Source organism: Streptomyces sp. NPDC050121 (genome assembly GCF_044460385.1).
GTDB lineage: Bacteria > Actinomycetota > Actinomycetes > Streptomycetales > Streptomycetaceae > Streptomyces > Streptomyces soliscabiei.
This window is the reverse complement of the sequence record NZ_JBITJV010000032.1, coordinates 42056-61620: the sequence shown is the minus strand read 5'-3', so window position 1 is coordinate 61620 and position 19565 is coordinate 42056. Positions and strand designations below refer to the sequence as shown.

19 protein-coding genes and 1 riboswitch are annotated in these 19565 nt (G+C 71.4%); of the genes, 4 read left to right on the top strand and 15 right to left on the bottom strand.

Annotated elements, in window-relative coordinates:
• Positions 1 to 22: 22 nt before the first annotated feature.
• The 6 genes from ACIBTS_RS36165 to ACIBTS_RS36140 all read right to left on the bottom strand — a co-directional run bounded on the left by ACIBTS_RS36165 (position 23) and on the right by ACIBTS_RS36140 (position 6323).
• Positions 23 to 1132, bottom strand: coding sequence for a phosphotransferase family protein (locus ACIBTS_RS36165; RefSeq protein WP_399324926.1), 1110 nt, complete (start codon positions 1130 to 1132; stop codon positions 23 to 25).
• A gap of 31 nt (positions 1133 to 1163) precedes the next feature.
• Positions 1164 to 2279 (bottom strand): hypothetical protein, encoded by a 1116-nt coding sequence (locus tag ACIBTS_RS36160; protein ID WP_399324925.1) that lies wholly within the window; start codon positions 2277 to 2279, stop codon positions 1164 to 1166.
• Positions 2280 to 2687: 408 nt separating this feature from the next.
• Positions 2688 to 3860: an acyl-CoA dehydrogenase family protein gene (locus ACIBTS_RS36155; protein ID WP_399324924.1), complete on the bottom strand. Its 1173-nt coding sequence runs from the start codon at positions 3858 to 3860 to the stop codon at positions 2688 to 2690.
• Between the two features lie 106 nt (positions 3861 to 3966).
• On the bottom strand, positions 3967 to 4626 hold the full coding sequence (locus ACIBTS_RS36150; protein ID WP_079663565.1) for a TetR/AcrR family transcriptional regulator: 660 nt from the start codon (positions 4624 to 4626) through the stop codon (positions 3967 to 3969).
• 74 nt (positions 4627 to 4700) lie between these two features.
• Positions 4701 to 4841, bottom strand: a complete 141-nt coding sequence (locus ACIBTS_RS36145) for an SCO1431 family membrane protein (protein ID WP_107472667.1) — start codon at positions 4839 to 4841, stop codon at positions 4701 to 4703.
• Positions 4842 to 4931: 90 nt separating this feature from the next.
• Positions 4932 to 6323, bottom strand: a complete 1392-nt coding sequence (locus ACIBTS_RS36140) for a peptidase C39 family protein (protein ID WP_399324923.1) — start codon at positions 6321 to 6323, stop codon at positions 4932 to 4934.
• Between the two features lie 165 nt (positions 6324 to 6488).
• Here ACIBTS_RS36140 and ACIBTS_RS36135 point away from each other — a divergent pair, with 165 nt between their 5' ends.
• Positions 6489 to 7139, top strand: a complete 651-nt coding sequence (locus tag ACIBTS_RS36135) for a uridine kinase (RefSeq protein ID WP_399324922.1) — start codon at positions 6489 to 6491, stop codon at positions 7137 to 7139.
• Positions 7140 to 7576: 437 nt separating this feature from the next.
• Positions 7577 to 9460 (top strand): AAA family ATPase, encoded by a 1884-nt coding sequence (locus ACIBTS_RS36130; RefSeq protein ID WP_399324921.1) that lies wholly within the window; start codon positions 7577 to 7579, stop codon positions 9458 to 9460.
• A gap of 49 nt (positions 9461 to 9509) precedes the next feature.
• Here ACIBTS_RS36130 and ACIBTS_RS36125 read toward each other — a convergent pair whose 3' ends face one another.
• The 9 genes from ACIBTS_RS36125 to ACIBTS_RS36085 form a co-directional block, all read right to left on the bottom strand.
• The gene (locus tag ACIBTS_RS36125; RefSeq protein ID WP_399324920.1) at positions 9510 to 10595 is read right to left on the bottom strand and encodes a hemolysin family protein; all 1086 of its coding nucleotides are present in this window, start codon (positions 10593 to 10595) and stop codon (positions 9510 to 9512) included.
• A complete protein-coding gene (locus ACIBTS_RS36120) occupies positions 10592 to 11917 on the bottom strand; it encodes a hemolysin family protein (protein ID WP_399324919.1) in 1326 nt (441 codons plus the stop codon). Before ACIBTS_RS36120 ends, ACIBTS_RS36125 begins: the two co-directional genes overlap by 4 nt.
• 206 nt (positions 11918 to 12123) lie before the next feature.
• Entirely contained in the window at positions 12124 to 12606 is a 483-nt protein-coding gene (locus ACIBTS_RS36115; protein WP_319676485.1) for a PH domain-containing protein, read from the bottom strand.
• Positions 12607 to 12628: 22 nt separating this feature from the next.
• A complete protein-coding gene (gene hisG / locus ACIBTS_RS36110) occupies positions 12629 to 13486 on the bottom strand; it encodes an ATP phosphoribosyltransferase (protein WP_399324918.1) in 858 nt (285 codons plus the stop codon).
• Between the two features lie 46 nt (positions 13487 to 13532).
• Entirely contained in the window at positions 13533 to 13805 is a 273-nt protein-coding gene (locus ACIBTS_RS36105; protein WP_399324917.1) for a phosphoribosyl-ATP diphosphatase, read from the bottom strand.
• Between the two features lie 34 nt (positions 13806 to 13839).
• On the bottom strand, positions 13840 to 14325 hold the full coding sequence (gene ribH, locus ACIBTS_RS36100; protein ID WP_399324916.1) for a 6,7-dimethyl-8-ribityllumazine synthase: 486 nt from the start codon (positions 14323 to 14325) through the stop codon (positions 13840 to 13842).
• A 77-nt stretch (positions 14326 to 14402) separates the two neighbouring features.
• Positions 14403 to 15746 (bottom strand): bifunctional 3,4-dihydroxy-2-butanone-4-phosphate synthase/GTP cyclohydrolase II, encoded by a 1344-nt coding sequence (locus ACIBTS_RS36095; RefSeq protein WP_399324915.1) that lies wholly within the window; start codon positions 15744 to 15746, stop codon positions 14403 to 14405.
• A complete protein-coding gene (locus ACIBTS_RS36090) occupies positions 15743 to 16384 on the bottom strand; it encodes a nicotinamide riboside transporter PnuC (protein WP_399324914.1) in 642 nt (213 codons plus the stop codon). The genes ACIBTS_RS36095 and ACIBTS_RS36090 overlap by 4 nt, the downstream gene beginning before the upstream one ends.
• Positions 16381 to 17016 (bottom strand): riboflavin synthase, encoded by a 636-nt coding sequence (locus ACIBTS_RS36085; protein WP_399324913.1) that lies wholly within the window; start codon positions 17014 to 17016, stop codon positions 16381 to 16383. Before ACIBTS_RS36085 ends, ACIBTS_RS36090 begins: the two co-directional genes overlap by 4 nt.
• Positions 17017 to 17162: 146 nt before the next feature.
• Positions 17163 to 17293, bottom strand: a riboswitch (FMN riboswitch).
• A 241-nt stretch (positions 17294 to 17534) separates the two neighbouring features.
• Here ACIBTS_RS36085 and ACIBTS_RS36080 point away from each other — a divergent pair.
• Together ACIBTS_RS36080 and ACIBTS_RS36075 are read left to right on the top strand one after the other, a co-directional pair.
• Entirely contained in the window at positions 17535 to 18422 is an 888-nt protein-coding gene (locus tag ACIBTS_RS36080; protein ID WP_399324912.1) for an RNA polymerase sigma-70 factor, read from the top strand.
• A 93-nt stretch (positions 18423 to 18515) separates the two neighbouring features.
• Complete coding sequence (locus ACIBTS_RS36075) at positions 18516 to 19265, top strand: SDR family oxidoreductase (protein WP_399324911.1); 750 nt, start codon at positions 18516 to 18518, stop codon at positions 19263 to 19265.
• The last annotated feature ends 300 nt before the right edge of the window (positions 19266 to 19565 follow it).

Below are 19565 nucleotides of genomic sequence, written 5' to 3'. Positions count from 1 at the left end.
TTTCCGCGCTCGCTTCACCGGCTCAACTCCAGTAGCTGCCCTGCACCATGGCCCGCAGGCTGCCGTGGTGCAGGATCAGGCCGTCCGGATCGGCCGGGACGACGACCTCGCCGAAGTACACCTGCCGGTAGGCGACGCGCAGCATCACGATCGCCTGCCGCAGTGCGGCGTACAGGGTGTAGAAGTCCATGTCCCGCGGGGTGTGTCCGGTGAGCCGTGCGTAGCGTTCCTCGACGCGTTCGCGGCGCAGGAAGTCGGGCAGTCCGCGCCCGCCGGAGACCACGGTGAGGTCGTGGAAGAAGCGGTGCAGATAGATCGTCCAGCCGAGGCCCACCTCGCGCGGGGCGAGGGCCGCCATCTCCCAGTCGAGGACGGCCGCGGGCTCGAAACCGTCGTAGATCACGTTCCCGATGCGGGCGTCGCCCCAGGTGAGCACTGGTGTGCCGGGATCGCGCGGCCAGAGGTCGGTGAGCCTCTCGAACGCGTCCTCGATGAGCGGTGAGCGGGGCAGAGCGTCGACGACCCAGTGGTAGTAGGCGCGTTGGGCCTCGACATGGCGGTGGAGTGCGTCGCCGTCACCGGAAAGCGCGAGGAACTTGGCCTCCTCCAACGGCACTTGATCGTGCAGCCGGGCCAACAGGCCGATCGTGGCCGCCTCCAGGTGTGCGCGCTGGGCGTCGCTCGCCGCGTGCAGCCAGTTGCCCTCGTAGGTGTACGGCATGACGTCGGGCGGTACGCGCCCCTCGATGCGCTGCATGACGAAGAACGGCGCGCCGAGCGGCCCGGGGTCCTCCTCCAACCAGAGCACGCGCGGCACGGGCACGTCCGTGTGCTGGGCCACCAGGCGCATCGTGCGGTACTGGCGGACCATGTCGTACACCGGGAACACCGTGTACGCCGACGGGTCGGCCGCGAGCCTCAACGCGCAGGCCCGGAAGGGTGGTTGAAGCCGCCTCGGGTGCTCGATGTCGAAGAGCAGGGTCTCGCTGGACATCCCGTTGGAGGCGGGGACGGTGACGTCGACGGCCCGGGCGCCGGGCAGACGGGCGGCGAGCCAGACCGTGAGCCGGCCGGCGATCTCCTCGGGGTCGCGGGTGCTGGTGCGGGGGCGGGGGCGGGGTGTCGTGGCCATGTGACCTCCAGGGGGCCGAGCTGCGACTGCCTTACGGCGCGACCGAGTCGAAGCCGGTGAAGCCGCTCGGGTCGTGCCGGCCGAACGAGCCGTGTTCGAAGATCCCGTGGCCGGTCCGGCCGTCGAGGCGGAAGCGGGCGGCGTGGTCGGTCACCCCGTACCCGGCCAGGGGGTGCGGGCTCGACAGGTCGTAGCTGCGGCGGTCGGTCCAGCGGGGGCCGCGCCAGGTGCCGTGCTGCCAGTCGTCGGCCGGCGGGTAGCCGGCACCGATCGCGAGCGGGGAGGAGGTGAGGATCTCCGCCTCGAGCTCCAGCGGCTTGCGGAGGTCCCCGAGGTGGATGAGGGCGTGCTCCGGGTGGCGGGTGCCCGGCCGGTAGGTGATCTCGGCCTGGGGCCAGCCGAGTTGGCGGTCGCGGCGGCCCGGGCGGACGAGCGTGGCGTCGTTCAGGGAGCGGTATCCGTCCGCGTCCTCCTGCATGATGACCATCAGGAAGCGGTCGTCGAAACGGACCGGGCACCAGATCCAGTGGAAGCCCTCGGTCGGGTGGTCCCGGGCGAGCCGCCCGCCCTCCTCGCCGGGCACGGGCCGCACGCCCCAGCTGCGGTCGCGGGTGCCGGTCCATGCCCCGGCCGTCAACCGCGTCAGCTCGCCGCCCGCGCGCAGCCATCCCACGCACCGGCCCGCCTGCACGAACCGCTTACCCTCCAGCGTGAGCCGCCCGCCGCGCCGCTGCTGGTGGTGCGGCTCCCACAGGGCCGGGAAGTCCGCCGACCAGTGGATCTCGTACGACAGGCCTTCGGGGTCGTCCGGGTCCGCCGCGCAGCTCAGCACGAAGTCGCGCAGCGGGCGCTCGACCTGGACGCGCAGGGGGCCGACCTCCAGCCGCATACGGTCCTCGCCGAGGGCGTCGGAGGCGCGGACGGCGTGCAGGCGATCACCGACGCGCAGGGTGGCGTAGGCGTCGATCACGCCGAGGTTGGGGTAGACCCCGAGGCCGGCGATCAGCAGGGCTCGCCCCTGGTGGTCGAGGACGTGGAAGATGCAGCGGTCGTAGGCGTTGCGGTCGCCGGTCGCGACGTGCTTCATCGACAAGGGCACCTGATGGACGGGGTACTCGTCGAGCGGCACGGGGCGGTCGTCGCCCATGAGCACACCTCCCTGGGGGCAAGGAATTTGACGGTACGTCAGGCGTGGCCCCCGGAACAGACGCGTACCGGCCCGGAACGGGGGCACGTCCCGAACTGACGCTCGATCGCATCTTTCGGTGACCTGTCGTCATACCTCCGCGTTGCCCCGGTATGACCCCCATTTCTTCGGCTGCGCCCGGGCGTCACCGCACGCTCTTCGTCCCCATGCGCCCGCGGCTCGTCCGTGCGGAATCGGTTCAGCCTGCTCCGCCTGCTCTGCCTGCTCTGCCTGCGCCGCTGCCCCCGCAGGACCCGCCGATCTACCGTGACCTGCTGCGTGTCTGGGCCGACCGGGGCCGCACGCTGCCGGGGCGCCACGACCCGGAGTGGGTGCGGCTGGCGGCCCCGCAGGTGCGACCCGGACAGTTCAGCGGGTTTCCGGACCCAGCAGGTGACGGGCGATGACCATCCGCTGGATCTGGTTGGTGCCCTCGACGATCTGCAGGACCTTGGCCTCGCGCAGGTAGCGCTCGACCGGGAAGTCCGCGGTGCAGCCGTATCCGCCGAGGACCTGAACGGCGTCCGTGGTGACCTGCATGGCAGCGTCGGTGCAGTGGAGTTTGGCCATGGCGGCCTGCCGGGCGAAGGGCCGGCCGGCGTCCCGCAGCCGCGCGGCCGCCAGGTAGAGCGCCCGGCCCGCCTCGATCCGGGTCGCCATGTCGGCGAGCAGGAAGCGCAGCCCCTGGAAATCGGCGATCGGCCGCCCGAACTGCCGCCGCTGCCTCGCGTAGGCGACGGCCTCGTCGAGGGCCGCCTGGGCGACGCCGACCGCGCAGGCGGCGATGCCGAGCCGCCCGGAGTCCAGCGCGGCCAGGGCGATCGCGAAGCCCCGCCCCTCGTCGCCGATGCGGCGCGCGTCGGGGATCCGTACACCGTCGAAGTGGACCTGGGCGGTGGGCGAGCCCTTGAGTCCCATCTTCCGCTCGGGGGCTGCGGCGCTCAGGCCCGCGGCGTCGCCGGGCACCAGGAACGCGGTGATCCCCCGGGCGCCCTCGCCGCCGGTGCGGGCCATGACGGTGTAGAAGTCGGCGATCCCGCCGTGCGTCGTCCAGGCCTTGGTTCCGGTGATCACCCAGTCGTCGCCCACCCGTACGGCCCTGGTCCGCAGCGCGGCCGCGTCCGAGCCGGAGGACGGCTCGGACAGGCAGTAGGCGCCGAGCAGCCCGCCGCCGAGCATGGCGGGCAGATACGCGGCCCGCTGCTCGTGCGTGCCGTGAGCAGCGAGGGCGTATGAGGCCAGGGTGTGCACGCTGACGCCGAGCCCGACGGTGAGGCGGGCCGCGGCGAGCTCTTCGAGGACCTGGAGGTAGACCTCGTAGGGCTGCTCGCCGCCGCCGTACGCGGAGTCGTACGGCAGACCGAGCAGCCCCGATGCGGACAGAAGGGTGAACAGCTCGCGCGGGAAGCGGCCGGCCTCCTCTTCCTCCGCTGCCCGCGGCGCGACCTCGCGGCGGGCGAGGTCACGGACGAGGGTCATGAGGTCCCGGGCCTCGGCCGTGGGCAGCGGCCGGTCCACCGGCGTCGGCGCGCGCTGGGGCATGGCGGCCTCCTCCTCCCTGGCCGGCCGACGGCCTCGCGCTGTGAGTATGCGCGCGGGACGCCGGCGCCGCACGGGGAGAAGGACAAAGGAGAGGCAAGGACCCGCGTCAGTCCTCGCGGCGGGCCGGTTTCGGCGCCGGGAAGGAGGGGTCGAGTTCCTCGATGGCTCGCAGGGAACCGCCGAGGGTCTTCACCAGCAGGTCGCCCATGACCTCGCGGGAGAGCCCGGGGCGGTCGATCCATTCGAGAGTGGCTCCCTCGACGCTGCACACCCAGGAGAGCAGGCCCATGCGGGGCAGCGGCGGGATGTCGCCGCGGCCGTACGCGCCCTCGGCGATGGTCGCCACGATCGCCGCGCGCACCCCGTCCCGGATCGCGTGCACCTCGGTGTCGAAGCCGACGCCGCCGCTGACGATCGTCCGGTAGGCGGCCTGGTTGTGCTCCGCGTAGCGCAGATAGCTGTCGATGGTGCGGTGCACCCGGTCCACCTGCGGCAGTTCGAGGCCGCTCGCCGCGAAGGAGACCAGGTCGGCGACGGAGTCCTGGATGATCGCCAGGTAGTAGCCGCGCTTGGACTGGAAGTAGTAGTAGATCAGCCCCTTGGCGACGTGCGCCTGCCGGGCGATGTCGTCCATCGACAGCGCGTCGTAGGACGTGTCGGCGAACAACTTCCGTCCGATGGAGATGAGTTCGGCGCGGCGCGCCAGTGAACGCTCGGTGCCGCGTGCCCGGGGACGGGCAACTTCGCGCTGTTCGCTGATATTCAATTTCGACCCTGGTCTCGGGCGGTCGGCGGGACATCCGCAGTATGTCAGGTCAACCGTGGGTCAAGTCACACCCGTCAGAGCAGTCCGAGTTGGGTGACCAGCATCGCGACGACCGCGACGAGGACCCAGCCCATGACGTGCTCGAGGACCTTGGGGCCGTCGGCGTCGGGGCCGCCCGTGCGGGCGCGGGCGGTGGTGGCTGTCTGTGCGGTCATGGTGTCTCGCTGAGGTCGGACGTCGAGTGGATCCCCCCACCGATCCGTCCACCTTGCCACCCGTCGGGGCTTTTGCGGCCGAGACCTTCCTCACACGGGCACGCCCACCGCCGTGAGGGCCGCGCACTGGGGCGCGGTCGGACGCGCCGGGAAGTAGAGGTAGCAGACGCCCCCGGAACCGGAGACGACCTTGCCGCTCGCGTTGTACCGCTTGGTCCTGAGCCAGATGTTCTCGAACTCCCGCCGCCGGTACACGCGCCGCACCGCACCGTCGTCCGGCGAGAACGGATCGCCCGCGATCACATCGCCTCCGGCCGTGAAGCCGATCACGGTCATCAGGTGTCCGGCGGTGCCGTACCCCGCTCCGGTGAGCTCCTCCTTGAGGAAGGACTGGGAGGTCGCGGCCGGGATCCCGGCCGCGATGAGTCTCTCCAGGTCGGTGAGGGAGCCGAGCCGGGTGACCACGCCCTGGAGGTCCTTGAAGGTGGCCGCGTAGGCGGCGTTGAACGGCCAGTTGCCGCAGCCGGCGTACTGGTGGTCGTAGGTGTGTCTCGCCGCGTGGCACACCTGCGGGTCGGCGTAGGAGCGGTCGACCCAGGCCAGTTGTTCCGGGGTGAGCCGACCGCCCCAGTACTCGATGATCATCTGCGAGGAGGTGGGGCTGCACCAGGCCTCGCCGCCGCCGTCGTACTCGGGGTACTGGCCCCGGTGGATCTCCTGCGAGTAGCGCGGGACGGTCAGCTCGCGCGCGAGGCCGGGCGCGGAGGCGGGGACGGTGAAACGGTCCGGGACGGCGGAGCCCATCGCGCCCAGCCGCCACACCGTCGGGGTGAGTCCGGTGCCGGGGCGGCGGTACAGGGTGAGACGCAGGCGGTAGGAGACGAGGCGCAGGCCCGTCGAGGCGTCGTCGATCGCGAGGGTGTCGGTCCCGACGGAGCTCCGGCCGTCCTTCTGGCCGTCGACCGAGGTCCGCTTGATGTCCTGATCGCCGGAGGCCCAGCGGCCCATCACGTACCAGGGGGTGTCCGTGCCGTCGGAGTAGGTGCCCCTCAGCTCGACCTGGAGCCAGGTCCCGGCTGGGGTGCTCGCGTTCCAGGAGGCGATCACCTCGGTCGAGGGGACGGCGAGCCTGTGCAGCGGGGACGTCCAGGTCGCGTACTCCCAGGACGCGGTCGTCCTGGTGTGCGGGTCTGTGTAGCCGACGGTGCCGAGCGGGGTCGCGACGGCGACTCCGGGACGGACGCCCGCCACCGCGCGGGCGCCCTTGGCGGTGCCGGCCCGCCAGTCGGCGTATGTGGTCCAGGCGCGGTAGTCGACGGATCGGGCGGGGGCCGATTCGGCGTCTGCCATGTCCGCGGTGGCGGCGGCCGCGCCGGCGGCCCCGTCGGCGGCCGTGGCGTCCGGGGCCGAGCCCCCTGCCGCCGCCGCGACGACCGCGGCGGCGAGGACCGTTCTGCGGGACGGCTGTTCGGCTCTGCTCATGGGCGGATGACCCCCGAGGTGTCGGCACCGGCTGTGCGCCCACTATGAACGGGGGCGGGCACGCCTTCCAGCACCTTTGCCGTGCCACGCCCATGAAGAGGGCGCCGCGTCACTGGCATGGGCGCGGCGCGCGACGGTGCGGCCGTAGACTTTCGCGCCGAACCGATGCCCCTTCTCCGCACCCCAGGACCCGCCATCCGCCAGCTCGCCTCCCGGCTCCGCCGTCTGCCCCCGTCCTGCGGGCCGGTCCGTCTGATCGGCGTCGACGGGCACGCCGGTTCGGGGAAGTCGACCTTCGCCGGCCGGCTCGCCGAGGCGCTGGGGGGCGCGCCGGTGCTGCGTCTGGACGACATCGCCAGCCACGACGAGCTCTTCGCGTGGACCGGGCGGCTGCTGCCCCAGGTGATCGAGCCCTTCGGGCGGGGCGAGAGCGCGCACTACGCCGCCTACGACTGGCGCGCCCGCCGCTTCGGCCCGACCCGGCCGCTCCCGGCCGCTCCCGTCGTCCTGGTCGAGGGAGTGGGCGCGGGCCGCCGTGCCCTGCGGCCGTTTCTGGCGTGCCTGCTGTGGATGGATGTGCCGCCCGAGGAGGCATGGGCGCGTGGACGCTCGCGGGACGGAGAGGAACAGCGGGAGTTCTGGGACCAGTGGGTTCCGGCCGAAGTCCGTCATTTCGCCGAGGATCCCTCACGACCGTACGCCGATCTGCTGGTGCGGCAGTTGAAGCATGGGTACGAGGTGCTGCCGGGGCCGGCGGGAGAGCTTGGTCCGCACCAGGATGTCACCCACCGTGAGGGACCACCTGCATTGTGGTGAACCTGTGAAGGGCCCTCCGCTCGAAGTTCGCCAACTGCTTCAACTCCGCTTGACCGACGGGCCGCACAGGTCTTACGTTCTCAATGTGCGGCATTGAAGCCGCCCTCGGACGCGAAGCCCCCGGTTGTTCCCCCGTGATCGGGGGCTTCGTTCTGTCCGCAGCCCGTCTCCCGCCCCTTTTCCGGACGCGACGCGACACAGATCGCTCACTCTGGGTCACCGCGCGGGATGCGCCCCCTCTGCTCCCACCCCGCCGAGCGGCTGGTACGACACCCTACGGCGGGCGACGCCCACGCAGGTACGATGCCCTCGGTGCGACCTGGACAGTTGCTGCGCGCACCTTGCAACTCCGGTCCGCGGCACAGCGGTTCGACCAAGGCAGCCGACGGGCGAAACTCGCCGGCACACCGACGGGGGCACGGTTTGTGGGGGACGTGATGGACTTCGGCACGCAGGGTCCCGAGGCCCCGGCCGACGCGGCCGACCTCGCCTGGCTGCGCGGCGTGGACGCCTACACGATGGGCGCCTATCCGCAGGCGGAGGAGGAGTTCCGCACCGCGGTGCGGATCGATCCCGGGATGGCCGACGGCTGGCTCGGGCTGCACGCGCTGCGCGTCGACACGACGACCGCGCTTCTGCGGATGTTCCGGCACCGTGAGCGGTTCGGCGAGCAGCGCACCCGGCACCGCCGCACGCTCAACTCCTGGTACTGGCTGGGCTGGTGGGTTCAACCGGTACTGGAGAGTCCACGCGATCTGCTCCTCGCGCACGCCTCGCACTGGCTGGACGGCCGCCATGTGCCCGAACTCGACCGTGCGCTCGCCGGACTCCCGCCCGTCGACACCGATCACCAGGTCCGCTTCCTGCACGCCTGCCGCGCCTATCTGGTCAAGGACTGGGAGCAGCTGGTCCGGCACACCGACCCGCTGCTCGACGATCCGCTGCTGGGCATCGAGGCCGGCCTGTTCGGCGGGATGGCCCGGGTGCGCCTGGAGATGTACGGGCAGGCCGAGCCGCTGCTCTCGGCGGCGCTGATGCGCTGCCGCAGCGAGCAGCCGCAGCGCAAGGAGCTGCGGTACTGGCTGGCCCGGGCCCACGAGGGCACCGGCCGCTCGGCGGCGGCCCTCCCCCTGTACCGGGCGGTGCACCGCGTCGACGCCGCCTTCATGGACACCTCGGCCCGGCTCGCCGCGATCGCCGAAGGGGACGGTTATGACGGGTACGACGACGCGGCCGACCTCGCGGCGATCACGCTCACCGGGGTCGGGCAGGACATGGTGGACGGGCCGGACGGCTTCGACCCGCTGTTCGGCACGGAGGGCCGGGACCTGAGGCTCGGCGAACCCTCCGACCTACCGCCCGTCGTCCCGCTGCCGCCGGTGACCGAGCCCGGGGTGCGGGAGAAGAACAGCGTCCCCTCGCCGCCGCCGGCCGGGCCCACGGACCCCGTGTTACTCGAGGAGGCGCTGGCCGAGCTGGAGCGCATGGTGGGCCTGGAACCGGTGAAACGCCAGGTCAAAGCGCTGTCCGCACAGCTCAACATGGCCCGCCTGCGGACCGGGCAGGGCCTGCCGGTCCAGCCGCCGAAGCGGCACTTCGTCTTCTCCGGGCCGTCCGGCACCGGCAAGACCACGGTGGCCCGCATCCTCGGCCGTGTCTTCTACGCCCTCGGTCTGCTGGGCGGCGACCATCTCGTGGAGGCCCAGCGCGCCGACCTGGTCGGCGAGTACCTCGGCCAGACGGCGGTGAAGGCCAACGAGCTGATCGACTCCGCCCTCGGCGGCGTCCTCTTCGTCGACGAGGCGTACTCGCTCTCCAACTCCGGCTACGGCAAGGGCGACGCATACGGCGACGAGGCGTTGCAGGTGCTGCTGAAGCGGGCCGAGGACAACCGGGACCACCTGGTGGTGATCCTGGCCGGCTACCCGGAGGGCATGGACCGCCTGCTCGCCGCGAACCCCGGACTGTCCTCCCGTTTCACCACCCGCGTCGACTTCCCCTCCTACCGGCCCCTGGAGCTGACCTCCATCGGCGAGGTGCTGGCCGCGGAGAACGGTGACGTGTGGGACGAGGAGGCACTCGACGAGCTGCGCTCGATCGCCGGACACGTCGTCGACCAGGGGTGGATCGACGAGCTGGGCAACGGGCGTTTCCTGCGGACCCTGTACGAGAAGAGCTGCGCGTACCGCGATCTGCGGCTGTCGACCTACCCGGGCACGCTGACCCGGGACGACTTGTCGACACTGCGGCTGCCGGACCTGATGCAGGCGTACGGCGAGGTGCTGTCGGGACGGGGGCCGCAGGATCCGTCGGCGATCTGACGGACCCCGCGGCTCGCCACCGCAAACGCATCGGCCTTCCAGCGGCGCCCTAGCTCGCCAGCGCCTGCTCCGGCTCGTCGCTCGCCCGGGGCTCCGTCAGCCGGACCTCGGGGAGTTCCCGGTGCGCGGGGTCCGTGACCTCGCCCACCAGCAGCTCCAGTACGTCCTCCAGGGCGACCAGGCCGAGTACCTTGCCGGACGCGTCGGCGACCTGCGCCAGATGGGTCGCCGCCCGGCGCATCACCGTCAGCGCGTCGTCCAGCGGGAGTTCGGACCGCAGCGTCGTCATCGGACGCCACACCTGCTGCGGCACCGCCCGCTCGGAGTCCTCCAGGTCGAGGACGTCCTTCACATGCAGGTAGCCCATGTAGGCGCCGTTGTCCGCGGCGACCGGGAAGCGGGAGTAGCCGGTGCGGGCGGTCAGCTCGACGATCTCGCCCGGGGTGACCGACGGGCTGACCGTGACCAGGGACTCGCGCTTCAACAGGACGTCCGTCACCGGGCGGGAGCCCAGTTCCAGCGCGTCCTCCAGCCGCTCCTGCTCCTCGGGGGCGAGGAGCCCGGCCTGTCCGGAGTCCTCCAGCAGCCGGTTGAGCTGCTCGCTGGTGACGACGGCCTCGACCTCGTCCCTGGGCTCGACGTGGAAGAGCCGCAGGATGCCCCGGGCGCAGGCGCCAAGGGCCACGGTGATCGGCCGGCAGACACGGGCGAAGGCGACCAGACCGGGGCTGAGCCACAGCGCGACCTTCTCCGGTGCCGCCATGGCGAGGTTCTTCGGCACCATCTCGCCGATGACGAGGTGGAAGAAGACCACCGCGGCCAGGGCTACGACATACCCCAGGGGGTGGATCATGCCGTGCGGGAGGTGGATCCCCTCGAAGAGCGGTTCCAGCAGCCCCGCGACCGTCGGTTCGGCGACCGCGCCCAGGGTGAGGGAGCAGACGGTGATGCCGAACTGGGCCGCCGCCATCATCTGCGGCAGTCGCTCCAGGCCGTAGAGGACCTGGCGGGCCCGTGCCGTGCCGAGGGGCTCGATCTGGCTGCGGCGGACGGACACGAGCGCGAACTCGGCGCCGACGAAGAAGCCGTTGGTGAGCACGAGCAGCGCGGCGAAGACGAGTTGGAGGACGCTCATCGGGTGACCTCCACGACCACGCCGGTGCGCACCAGCCGGACCCGTTCGGCCCGGTAGTGGCCGACCCGGCGCACCGAGAGCCGCCAGCCGGGCAGTTCGGTCCGGTCGCCGACGGCCGGGATACGGCCGAGCAGGTCGGCGACGAGCCCGGCGACCGTCTCGTACGGCCCCTCCGGGACCTCCAGGCCGATGCGCTGGAGGGTGTCGACGCGGCAACTGCCGTCCACGTCCCAGGCGGGCCTGCCCTCCTCGGGCGGGGCCGCGGCGAGTTCGGGCGTGTCGTGGCCGTCGTGCTCGTCGCGGACCTCGCCGACGATCTCCTCGACGATGTCCTCCAGGGTGACCACACCGGCCGTGCCGCCGTACTCGTCGACGACGACGGCGATGGGCTGCTCGCTGCGCAGCCGGGCCAACAGGGGCTGCACGGGCAGGGTCTCGGGGACCAGCAGCGCGGGGCGGGCGATCCGGGCGAGCGGAGTGCGCAGCCGGTCGTGGACGGGGACGGCCAGGGCGTCCTTGAGGTGGACCATGCCGACGATTTCGTCGATCTTCTCGCGGTAGACGGGGAACCGGGACAGGCCGGTGGCCCGGGTCAGGTTGACCACGTCCTCCGCGGTGGCCGAGGACTGCAGGGCGCTGACCTTCACGCGCGGGGTCATGACGTGCTGCGCGGTCAGCTCGGCCAGCGACAGCGTCCGTACGAAGAGGTCGGCCGTGTCCTGTTCGAGGGCGCCGGCCTGGGCCGAGTGCCGGGCCAGGGAGACGAGTTCGCCGGGGGTGCGGGCGGAGGCCAGCTCCTCGGTGGGCTCGACGCCCAGGGCGCGCACCAGGCGGTTGGCGACGGTGTTGAGGGCCGAGATCACCGGCCGGAAGAGGCGGGAGAAGCCGGCTTGCGGGCCCGCGACGAACCGCGCGACCTGCAGGGGCTTGGACACCGCCCAGTTCTTGGGCACGAGTTCGCCGATCACCATCTGCACGGCGGACGCCAGCAGCATGCCGACGACCACGGCGACCCCGGAGACGGCGCCCTCGGGGATGCCGATCGCGGTGAACGGGGTGTGCAGCAGCTCCGCCAGCGCCGGTTCGGCGAGCATGCCGACGACGAGGGAGGTGATGGTGATGCCGAGCTGCGTGCCGGACAGCTGGAAGGACAGCTCCTTCAGCGACTCGACGACCGTACGGGCTCGTCTGTCGCCCTCGGCTGCGGCTTTCTCGGCCTCCGGGCGTTCGACCGTGACGAGGCCGAACTCGGCGGCGACGAAGAAGCCGTTGGCGAGGATGAGCAGGAACGCGGCTGCCAGGAGCAGCAACGGGATGGTCATGATGCCGCCGCCTCCGAACCAGGTCGGGTGGGGGCGGCGCAGGTACTACAGGACGAACCGTCCATCGCCGGAGGGAGTCACTCCTCGGGTAGCAGGAACCCCTGTGAGCCCGGCAGGGCACAACAGGGGCGGAGGCACAAGGGGAACGCCTCCGTCACCAGATTAATCAAGACAGGGGCTCCAGCGGCAGGGTGGGCGGCCCCGAGTCAGCCCTGATCTTGCCCTGTGGACGCTTCGGGGTCCCGGACGGACCGGGTTTCCGCGAGGGCCCGCAGGGTGCGCGCGTCGGCGATGGCCTGCTGCTTGTCGATGCCGGGCTGGATCCCGAGCGCGGGCAGGCTGGTGCCGTCGGTGAGGTTCAAAAACACCCAGGGGTCGCCCGGACGGAGGTTCACCTGGATGATCTCCGCCCAGTCGAGCCGCCGCCTGCTTGCGATGTTCACCACAGTGACGCCGGAGTCGTCGGCGACGACCCGCACGCGGGCGAGCCGGGCCAGCGCCCAGAAGATGAGCGCGCCGGTGAGGATGAAGCTGAGCCGCTCCCCCGGGCCGAGTTTCTCCAGCAGCATCGCGATGGTGGAGATGGTGAGCAGGATCGCCACCCCGGCCGTGAGCAGCACCGCGCGGGTGCGGGCCGGCCGGAAGGTGACGGGAAGGGTGGGCAGGTCGCCACCCGGCAGTCGGGACATCGTCGCGTGGATCTCTCGGGCCTCAGAGGCGGCAGGCGTGGATGGCCGTGGTCAGGATGGCGCGGGCGCCGATGTCGTACAGGTCGTCCATGATCCGCTGGGCTTCCTTGGCGGGGACCATGGCGCGGACGGCGACCCAGCCCTCGTTGTGCAGCGGGGAGACGGTCGGCGACTCCAGGCCCGGGGTCAGCGCGACGGCCTTCTCCAACTGCTCGACGCGGCAGTCGTAGTCCATCATCACGTACGTCCGGGCGACCAGGACGCCCTGGAGGCGGCGCAGGAACTGCTGCACCTTCGGCTCGGCGGCCTCCTTGGTGGCCGCACCGGTGCGGCGGATCACGACCGCCTCGGACGTCATGATGGGGTCGCCGAAGACCTCCAGGCCCGCGTTGCGCAGCGAGGTGCCGGTTTCGACGACGTCGGCGATGACCTCGGCGACGCCCAGCTCGATGGCCGTCTCGACGGCGCCGTCGAGGTGGACGACGGCGGCGTCGATGCCCTGTTCGGCGAGGTGCCCCGCGACGATGCCCTCGTAGGAGGTGGCGACCGTCTTGCCCTTGAGGTCCTCGACGCCGGTCGCGGTGCCCGGCTTGGTGGCGAACCGGAAGGTGGAGCGGGCGAAGCCGAGCGGGAGGATCTCCTCGGCGTTCGCGCCGGAGTCGATCAGCAGGTCGCGGCCGGTGATGCCGATGTCGAGGCGGCCGGAGGAGACGTAGATCGCGATGTCGCGGGGGCGGAGGTAGAAGAACTCGACCTCGTTCTCCGGGTCGACGATCCGCAGCTCCTTGGACTCCCGGCGCTGCTGGTAGCCGGCCTCATGCAGCATCTCCGCCGCAGGGCCTGACAGGGAACCCTTGTTGGGGACGGCGATGCGCAGCATGAGGCGAGCTTCCTTCGTTCGTGCGGAAAGGGTGTGTGACTACGGCTTACAGGTGGGCGTACACGTCGTCCAGCGAGATTCCGCGGGCGACCATCATCACCTGGACGTGGTAGAGCAGCTGCGAGATCTCCTCGGCGGCTGCCTCCTTGCCCTCGTACTCGGCCGCCATCCAGACCTCGGCGGCCTCTTCGACGACCTTCTTGCCGATGGCGTGGACGCCCTTCCCGACCAGTTCGGCGGTGCGGGAAGTGGTGGGGTCGCCGTCGGCGGCCTTCTGCTGGAGCTCGGTGAAGAGCTCCTCGAACGTCTTCTTGGACATAGTGCGGCCCACCCTAGCCGTATCGCCGGTGGGCCTATCGCCAGGGTTCAGATACTGAGCGGAGGGTGGCCGCGGTCGCCACCGCCGCCGTCACCGCCTCGTGTCCCTTGTCCTCGCGGGAGCCCTCGATGCCGGCCCGGTCCAGGGCCTGCTCCTCGGTGTCGCAGGTGAGGACGCCCATGCCGACGGGGACGCCGGTCTCGACGGAGACCTGGGTGAGGCCCTGGGTGACTCCCTGGCACACGTACTCGAAGTGCGGGGTGCCGCCGCGGATGACGACGCCGAGGGCGACGATCGCGTCGTAGCCCCGTCCGGCCAGCACCTTGGCGACGACGGGGAGCTCCCAGCTGCCGGGGACCCGCAGCAGGGTCGGCTCGTCGATGCCCAGGTCGTGCAGGGCGCGCAGGGCGCCGTCGACCAGACCGTCCATCACCTTCTCGTGCCACTGTGCCGCGATGACGGCGACCCGAAAATCACCCACATTGCGTACGGACAGGTCCGGTGCGCCCTTGCCGCTCACGTCTCTCCTCGGTGCTGTTCTTACCGGTTCTGCTGGTGCTACCGGCTGTGCTGTTTCTGCTGCTTGTGCTGCTGGTGCTACTGGTTGCCGCAGGGGGACACGGGGGCCGTCTCCAGCCAGGGCAGGTCGTGTCCCATCCGGTCCCGCTTGGTGCGCAGGTAGCGGATGTTGTGCTCGCCCGCCTGGACGGGCATCGGCTCGCGCCTGGTGACCTCGATGCCGTGCCGGACGAGCGCGTCGGTCTTCTCGGGATTGTTGGTCATCAGGCGCACGCTGTGCACGCCGAGGTCCTCGAGGATCTGTGCGCCGGCCCCGTAGTCGCGGGCGTCGGCGGGCAGGCCCAGCTCCAGGTTGGCGTCGAGGGTGTCGTGGCCCTGTTCCTGGAGCTCGTACGCCCGCAGCTTGGACAGCAGGCCGATGCCGCGGCCCTCGTGTCCGCGCAGATACACCACCACGCCCCGGCCCTCGCTCTGGATGCGTTCCAGGGACGCGTCGAGCTGGGGGCCGCAGTCGCAGCGCAGGGAGGCGAAGACGTCGCCGGTGAGGCACTCGGAGTGGACCCGGACCAGGACGTCCCGGCCGTCGCCGAGGTCGCCGTGGACCAGGGCGACATGCTCGACGCCATCGACGGTGGAGCGGTAGCCGTACGCGGTGAAGGCGCCGTGGACGGTGGGCAGCCGGGTCTCGGCCTCACGCCGGACGGTGGGCTCTGAGCCGCGGCGGTAGGCGATCAGGTCCTCGATGGAGATGATCGTCAGGCCGTGCTTGCGGGCGAACGGGATCAGTTCGGGCAGCCGGAGCATCCGGCCGTCCTCGCCGGCGATCTCGACGATCGCGCCGGCCGGGCGCAGCCCCGCGAGGCGGGCGAGGTCGACGGCGGCCTCGGTGTGGCCGTTGCGGGTCAGGACGCCGCCGGGCTTGGCCCGCAGGGGGAACACGTGTCCGGGGCGGACGAAGTCGGTGGCCTGCGCCCCGCCGCCGGCCAGCAGTTGAAGGGTGGTGGCCCGGTCGGCGGCGGAGATGCCGGTGGTGACGCCGTGGGCGGCACAGGCGTCGACGGAGACCGTGAAGGCGGTCTTCATCGATTCCGTGTTGTCCTCGACCATCTGCGGGAGGTTCAGGCGCTCCAGCTCGTCGCCCTCCATGGGGGCGCAGATCAGGCCGCGGCACTCGCTCATCATGAAGGCGACGATCTCGGGGGTGGCCTTCTCGGCGGCGACGACGAGGTCGCCCTCGTTCTCGCGGTCCTCGTCGTCGACGACCACGACGGGGCGGCCGGCCGCGATGTCGGCGATGGCCTGCTCGACGGGATCGAGGGAGAAGTCTTCGATGCCGTCCGTGCTGTAGAGGATCGGCGGGACACGAGGGGCGGCGCGAAGTGCCTCGTTCGGGATGGGGGCGGGAGACGGGTGGGCGCTCATACCGGCGCTCCTTCCAGAGCGGGTTGCGAAGCCTTGCGGGAGCGCAGCCACCAGTCGCGCATGCCCCACAGGACCAGCGCGCCGTAGATGACGTACACGAAGCCGGAGAAGGCGTAGCCGTTGGCGAAGTTCAGGGGGACGCCGACGAGGTCGACGAGGAGCCAGGCGATCCAGAACTCGACCATGCCGCGCGCCTGGGCGTACATGGCGACGATGGTGCCGACGAAGATGTAGGCGTCCGGCCAGGGGTCCCAGGACAGGGACGGATAGGCCTTGAAGAGCAGGGCGACGGCGACCGTGCCGACGGCGGCGGCGCCGACCATGGCCGCGCGCTCGGGCCAGGTGGCGAAGCGCGGGGTGATGGCGCCGTCCGCGGACCGGCCCTTGCTCCGCTTCCACTGCCACCAGCCGTACAGGGCGACGGCCATGACGACGACCTGCTTGCCCGCGCTGCCGGTCAGGTGGCCGTAGAAGGCGCCGAAGAGGACGAGGCCGGAGAGGAACTGCACCGGCCAGGTCCACAGGGAGCGCCGCCAGCCCAGGGCGAGGGTGATCAGGCCGAGAATGTTGCCGATCATGTCCGACCAGAGGATGTGCTGGTCGAACATGACGAAGGCCTCGGAGTTCAGCGAGTTCACTGCGCCGCTCCCTGAGGGGATGCTCCCTGAGCGGCCGCCCCCTGAGTGGTGGTCAGCAGCCGCTCGACGTACTTGGCGACGATGTCCACCTCGAGGTTGACCGGGTCGCCGGGCTGCTTGCGGCCGAGCGTGGTCAGGGCGAGGGTGGTGGGGATGAGGCTGACGGTAAATTGGTCGAGCCCGGCGTCCACGACCGTGAGGCTGATGCCGTCGACGGTGATGGAACCCTTCTCCACCACGTACCGGGTGAGGTCGCTGGGGAGGGAGATCTTGATGATCTCCCAGTTCTCGGAGGGCCTGCGCTCCAACACCGCGCCGGTGCCGTCGACATGGCCCTGCACGATGTGCCCGCCGAGGCGGGCGCCGACTGCGGTGGGGCGTTCGAGGTTGACGCGGGAGCCGACGCCGAGGGCGCCGAGGCTGGAGCGGTTCAGGGTCTCCGCCATGACGTCGGCGGTGAACTCGTCGCCCTCGTGCTCGACGACGGTGAGACAGACCCCGTTCACGGCGATGGAGTCGCCGTGCTTCGCGCCATCGGTCACGACGGGGCCGCGCAGCCGGAAGCGGGAGGCGTCGCCGAGACTCTCGACGGCGGTGACCTCACCCAGCTCTTCGACGATTCCGGTGAACACTTCCCGGGTCCTCCTGCCTCTTCGGGCACGGACTCCGGGGCCTGTCGATGACGACAGCTTGTACGGGCAACGGCACCGGGGGCGACGCCGGACAGACTCGTCCGCGGACGAGTACAAATACGGCGGCGCGCACGAATGCCCGCCCGCCGCGCACTGCCTCCCATCCGGACTTTAACCGTCGGTCCAGGAATTTCACCTGGTCAACCGGCCGCTGGAAGCGACCGGGTCGCGGACTGTAACCGCCGGTTCGGACTTTCACCGACCCCGGAGTGCGCTGCTTTAGGTACACGGCCAGTGTGCCACGGCCGGGAGGCGTCCATACAGGTGAAGGGTGTGGGGTGGCTCACAGGCCGTCAGGCCCGCTTTGGGCCGGGGCCGATCCCGGACGGCTCCCACCCATTGACGTACTGGTCTAGTCCTTTCTAGGGTCTGCGGTGTGCGGCCCGGTGGCGGTGACGACGGCCCTTGCCCGCCGCCGGGTCTCCTCGGGCCGGTCGCGGCTCTGACAGGGTGATCCCATGACGACCGCGAGCGCCGACGAGTTCGAGGCCCACCGCCCCCGGCTGTTCGGGCTGGCCTATCGGATGCTGGGCTCGGCGCACGAGGCCGAGGACACGGTCCAGGACGCCTACCTGCGGTTCAGCGGAGCCGACCGCACGGAGATCACGTATCCGGCCGCCTGGCTGGCGAAGACCGTCACCAACCTCTGTCTGAACCGGCTGACCTCGGCCCGGGCGCGCCGTGAGAGCTATGCCGGGACATGGCTGCCCGAGCCGGTCGTCACCTCGGACGGCGCGCTCGGCCCTCTGGAGTCGGCGGAGCAGCGCGACGCGGTGTCGCTCGCGATGCTGGTGCTGCTGGAGCGGCTCACTCCCACGGAGCGGGCGGTGTACGTGCTGCGGGAGGCGTTCGCTTACGGGTACCGGGAGATCGCCGAGGTGCTCGACCTGAGCGAGGCCAACTGCCGTCAGCTGTACCGGCGGGCGGAGCAGCGGCTGGCCGCGGCGGAGCGGCGCTTCGAGGCGGCTCCGGCGCGGCAGGAGGAGTTGGTCGCCTCGTTCGTCACGGCTGCCCGGGACGGGGACCTCGCCGCGCTGGAGCGGCTGCTCACGGCCGACGTCACCTGGTGGAGCGACGGCGGCGGCCGGGTCACCACGGCCCGGCGGCCGATCCTGGGACGCGAGAAGGTGCTGCGCTTCCTGGCCGGCGTGCTCCGGAACTTCACGACCCGTCCCACCTTCACGACCGTCGAACTCAACGGCGCGCCGGGCCTGCTCGTCGGGGACGGCGGCGAGCTGATGGCCGCGCTCGGGTTCGAGTATCTCGGCGGGGAGATCGCGGGGGTTCAGGCCGTGATGAATCCGGAGAAGCTGGACTTTGTGGAGCGTCAGGTCGGGCGGGTGTAGCAGCGGCTGTCACATTCCGCGGGGGCTGTTCGGTCTCAGCTGCCGAAGGGCGTTCCGACGGGGAGCGTCCGGTGTCCGAAGGGGCTGAACAGCATGAGCACGATCCTGGTGACCGGTGGCAGTGGAACCCTCGGCCGGCTCGTCACCGCGCGGCTGCGGGCGGACGGACACGAGGTGCGGGTGCTGAGCCGGCGCTCCGAGCCGTACGCCGTCGACCTGCGCAGGGGCGGGGCCGGGCTGGACGCTGCCGTCGCGGGCGTGGACACGATCGTGCACTGCGCGAGCACCCCGCGCGGGGGTGACGAGCAGGCCGCCAAGCACCTGATCGCCGCCGCGCGCAAGGCCGGGGTGGGCCACCTGGTCTACATCTCGATCATCGGGGTGGACCGGGTGCCGTACGGCTACTACAAGGCGAAGTTCGCCGTGGAGAAGCAGGTGGAGGAGTCGGGGCTCGGCTGGACCGTGTTGCGGGCGACCCAGTTCCACGATCTGCTGGTCCAGCTGTTCCGGGCGCTGGCCAAGGCGCCGGTGCTGGTCCTTCCGGCCGGGGTGAGCGACCAGCCGGTGGAGGTGGCGGAGGTCGCGGACCGGCTCGTGGAACTGGCGACGGGCGCGCCGGCGGGGCGGGTCGACGACATGGCCGGGCCCGAGGTCCGCACGGCCGAGTCGCTGGCCCGCGCGTACCTGAAGGCGAGCGGCCTGCGGCGCCCGGTGGTGAACGTCCCCCTGTGGGGCGCGGCCTACCGGGGCTTCCGCACCGGAGGCCACCTGGCCCCGGCGCGAGCGGTGGGAAAGGGCACATTCGAGAACTACCTCACAACCCACACCGTTCCTGTGGACTGAGCGGGCGTGAGTCCGTTCAGCCGCGCGCCCCGAACGGTCTTGGGCGAGCTGGTCCCCGGCGTACTCGACCCCGGGTAGGTGACACGCATCCTGTGCGTGGTCCGGGCCCGGGAGGCCAGTTCCCTCACGCCTGGCCAGTTGGGTACGGCCAGAGGCGACGGGGAGGCCCTGAACCATCCTCTGGTGGAGCAGGGGCCCCGCACGCTGACGCCGTACCCGGTGTCCCAGGTCGCACGATCACGCTAACCCAAACGGCCTATGCCACCGCAAACCCAGGAGCCGACCATCACACGATCGAGC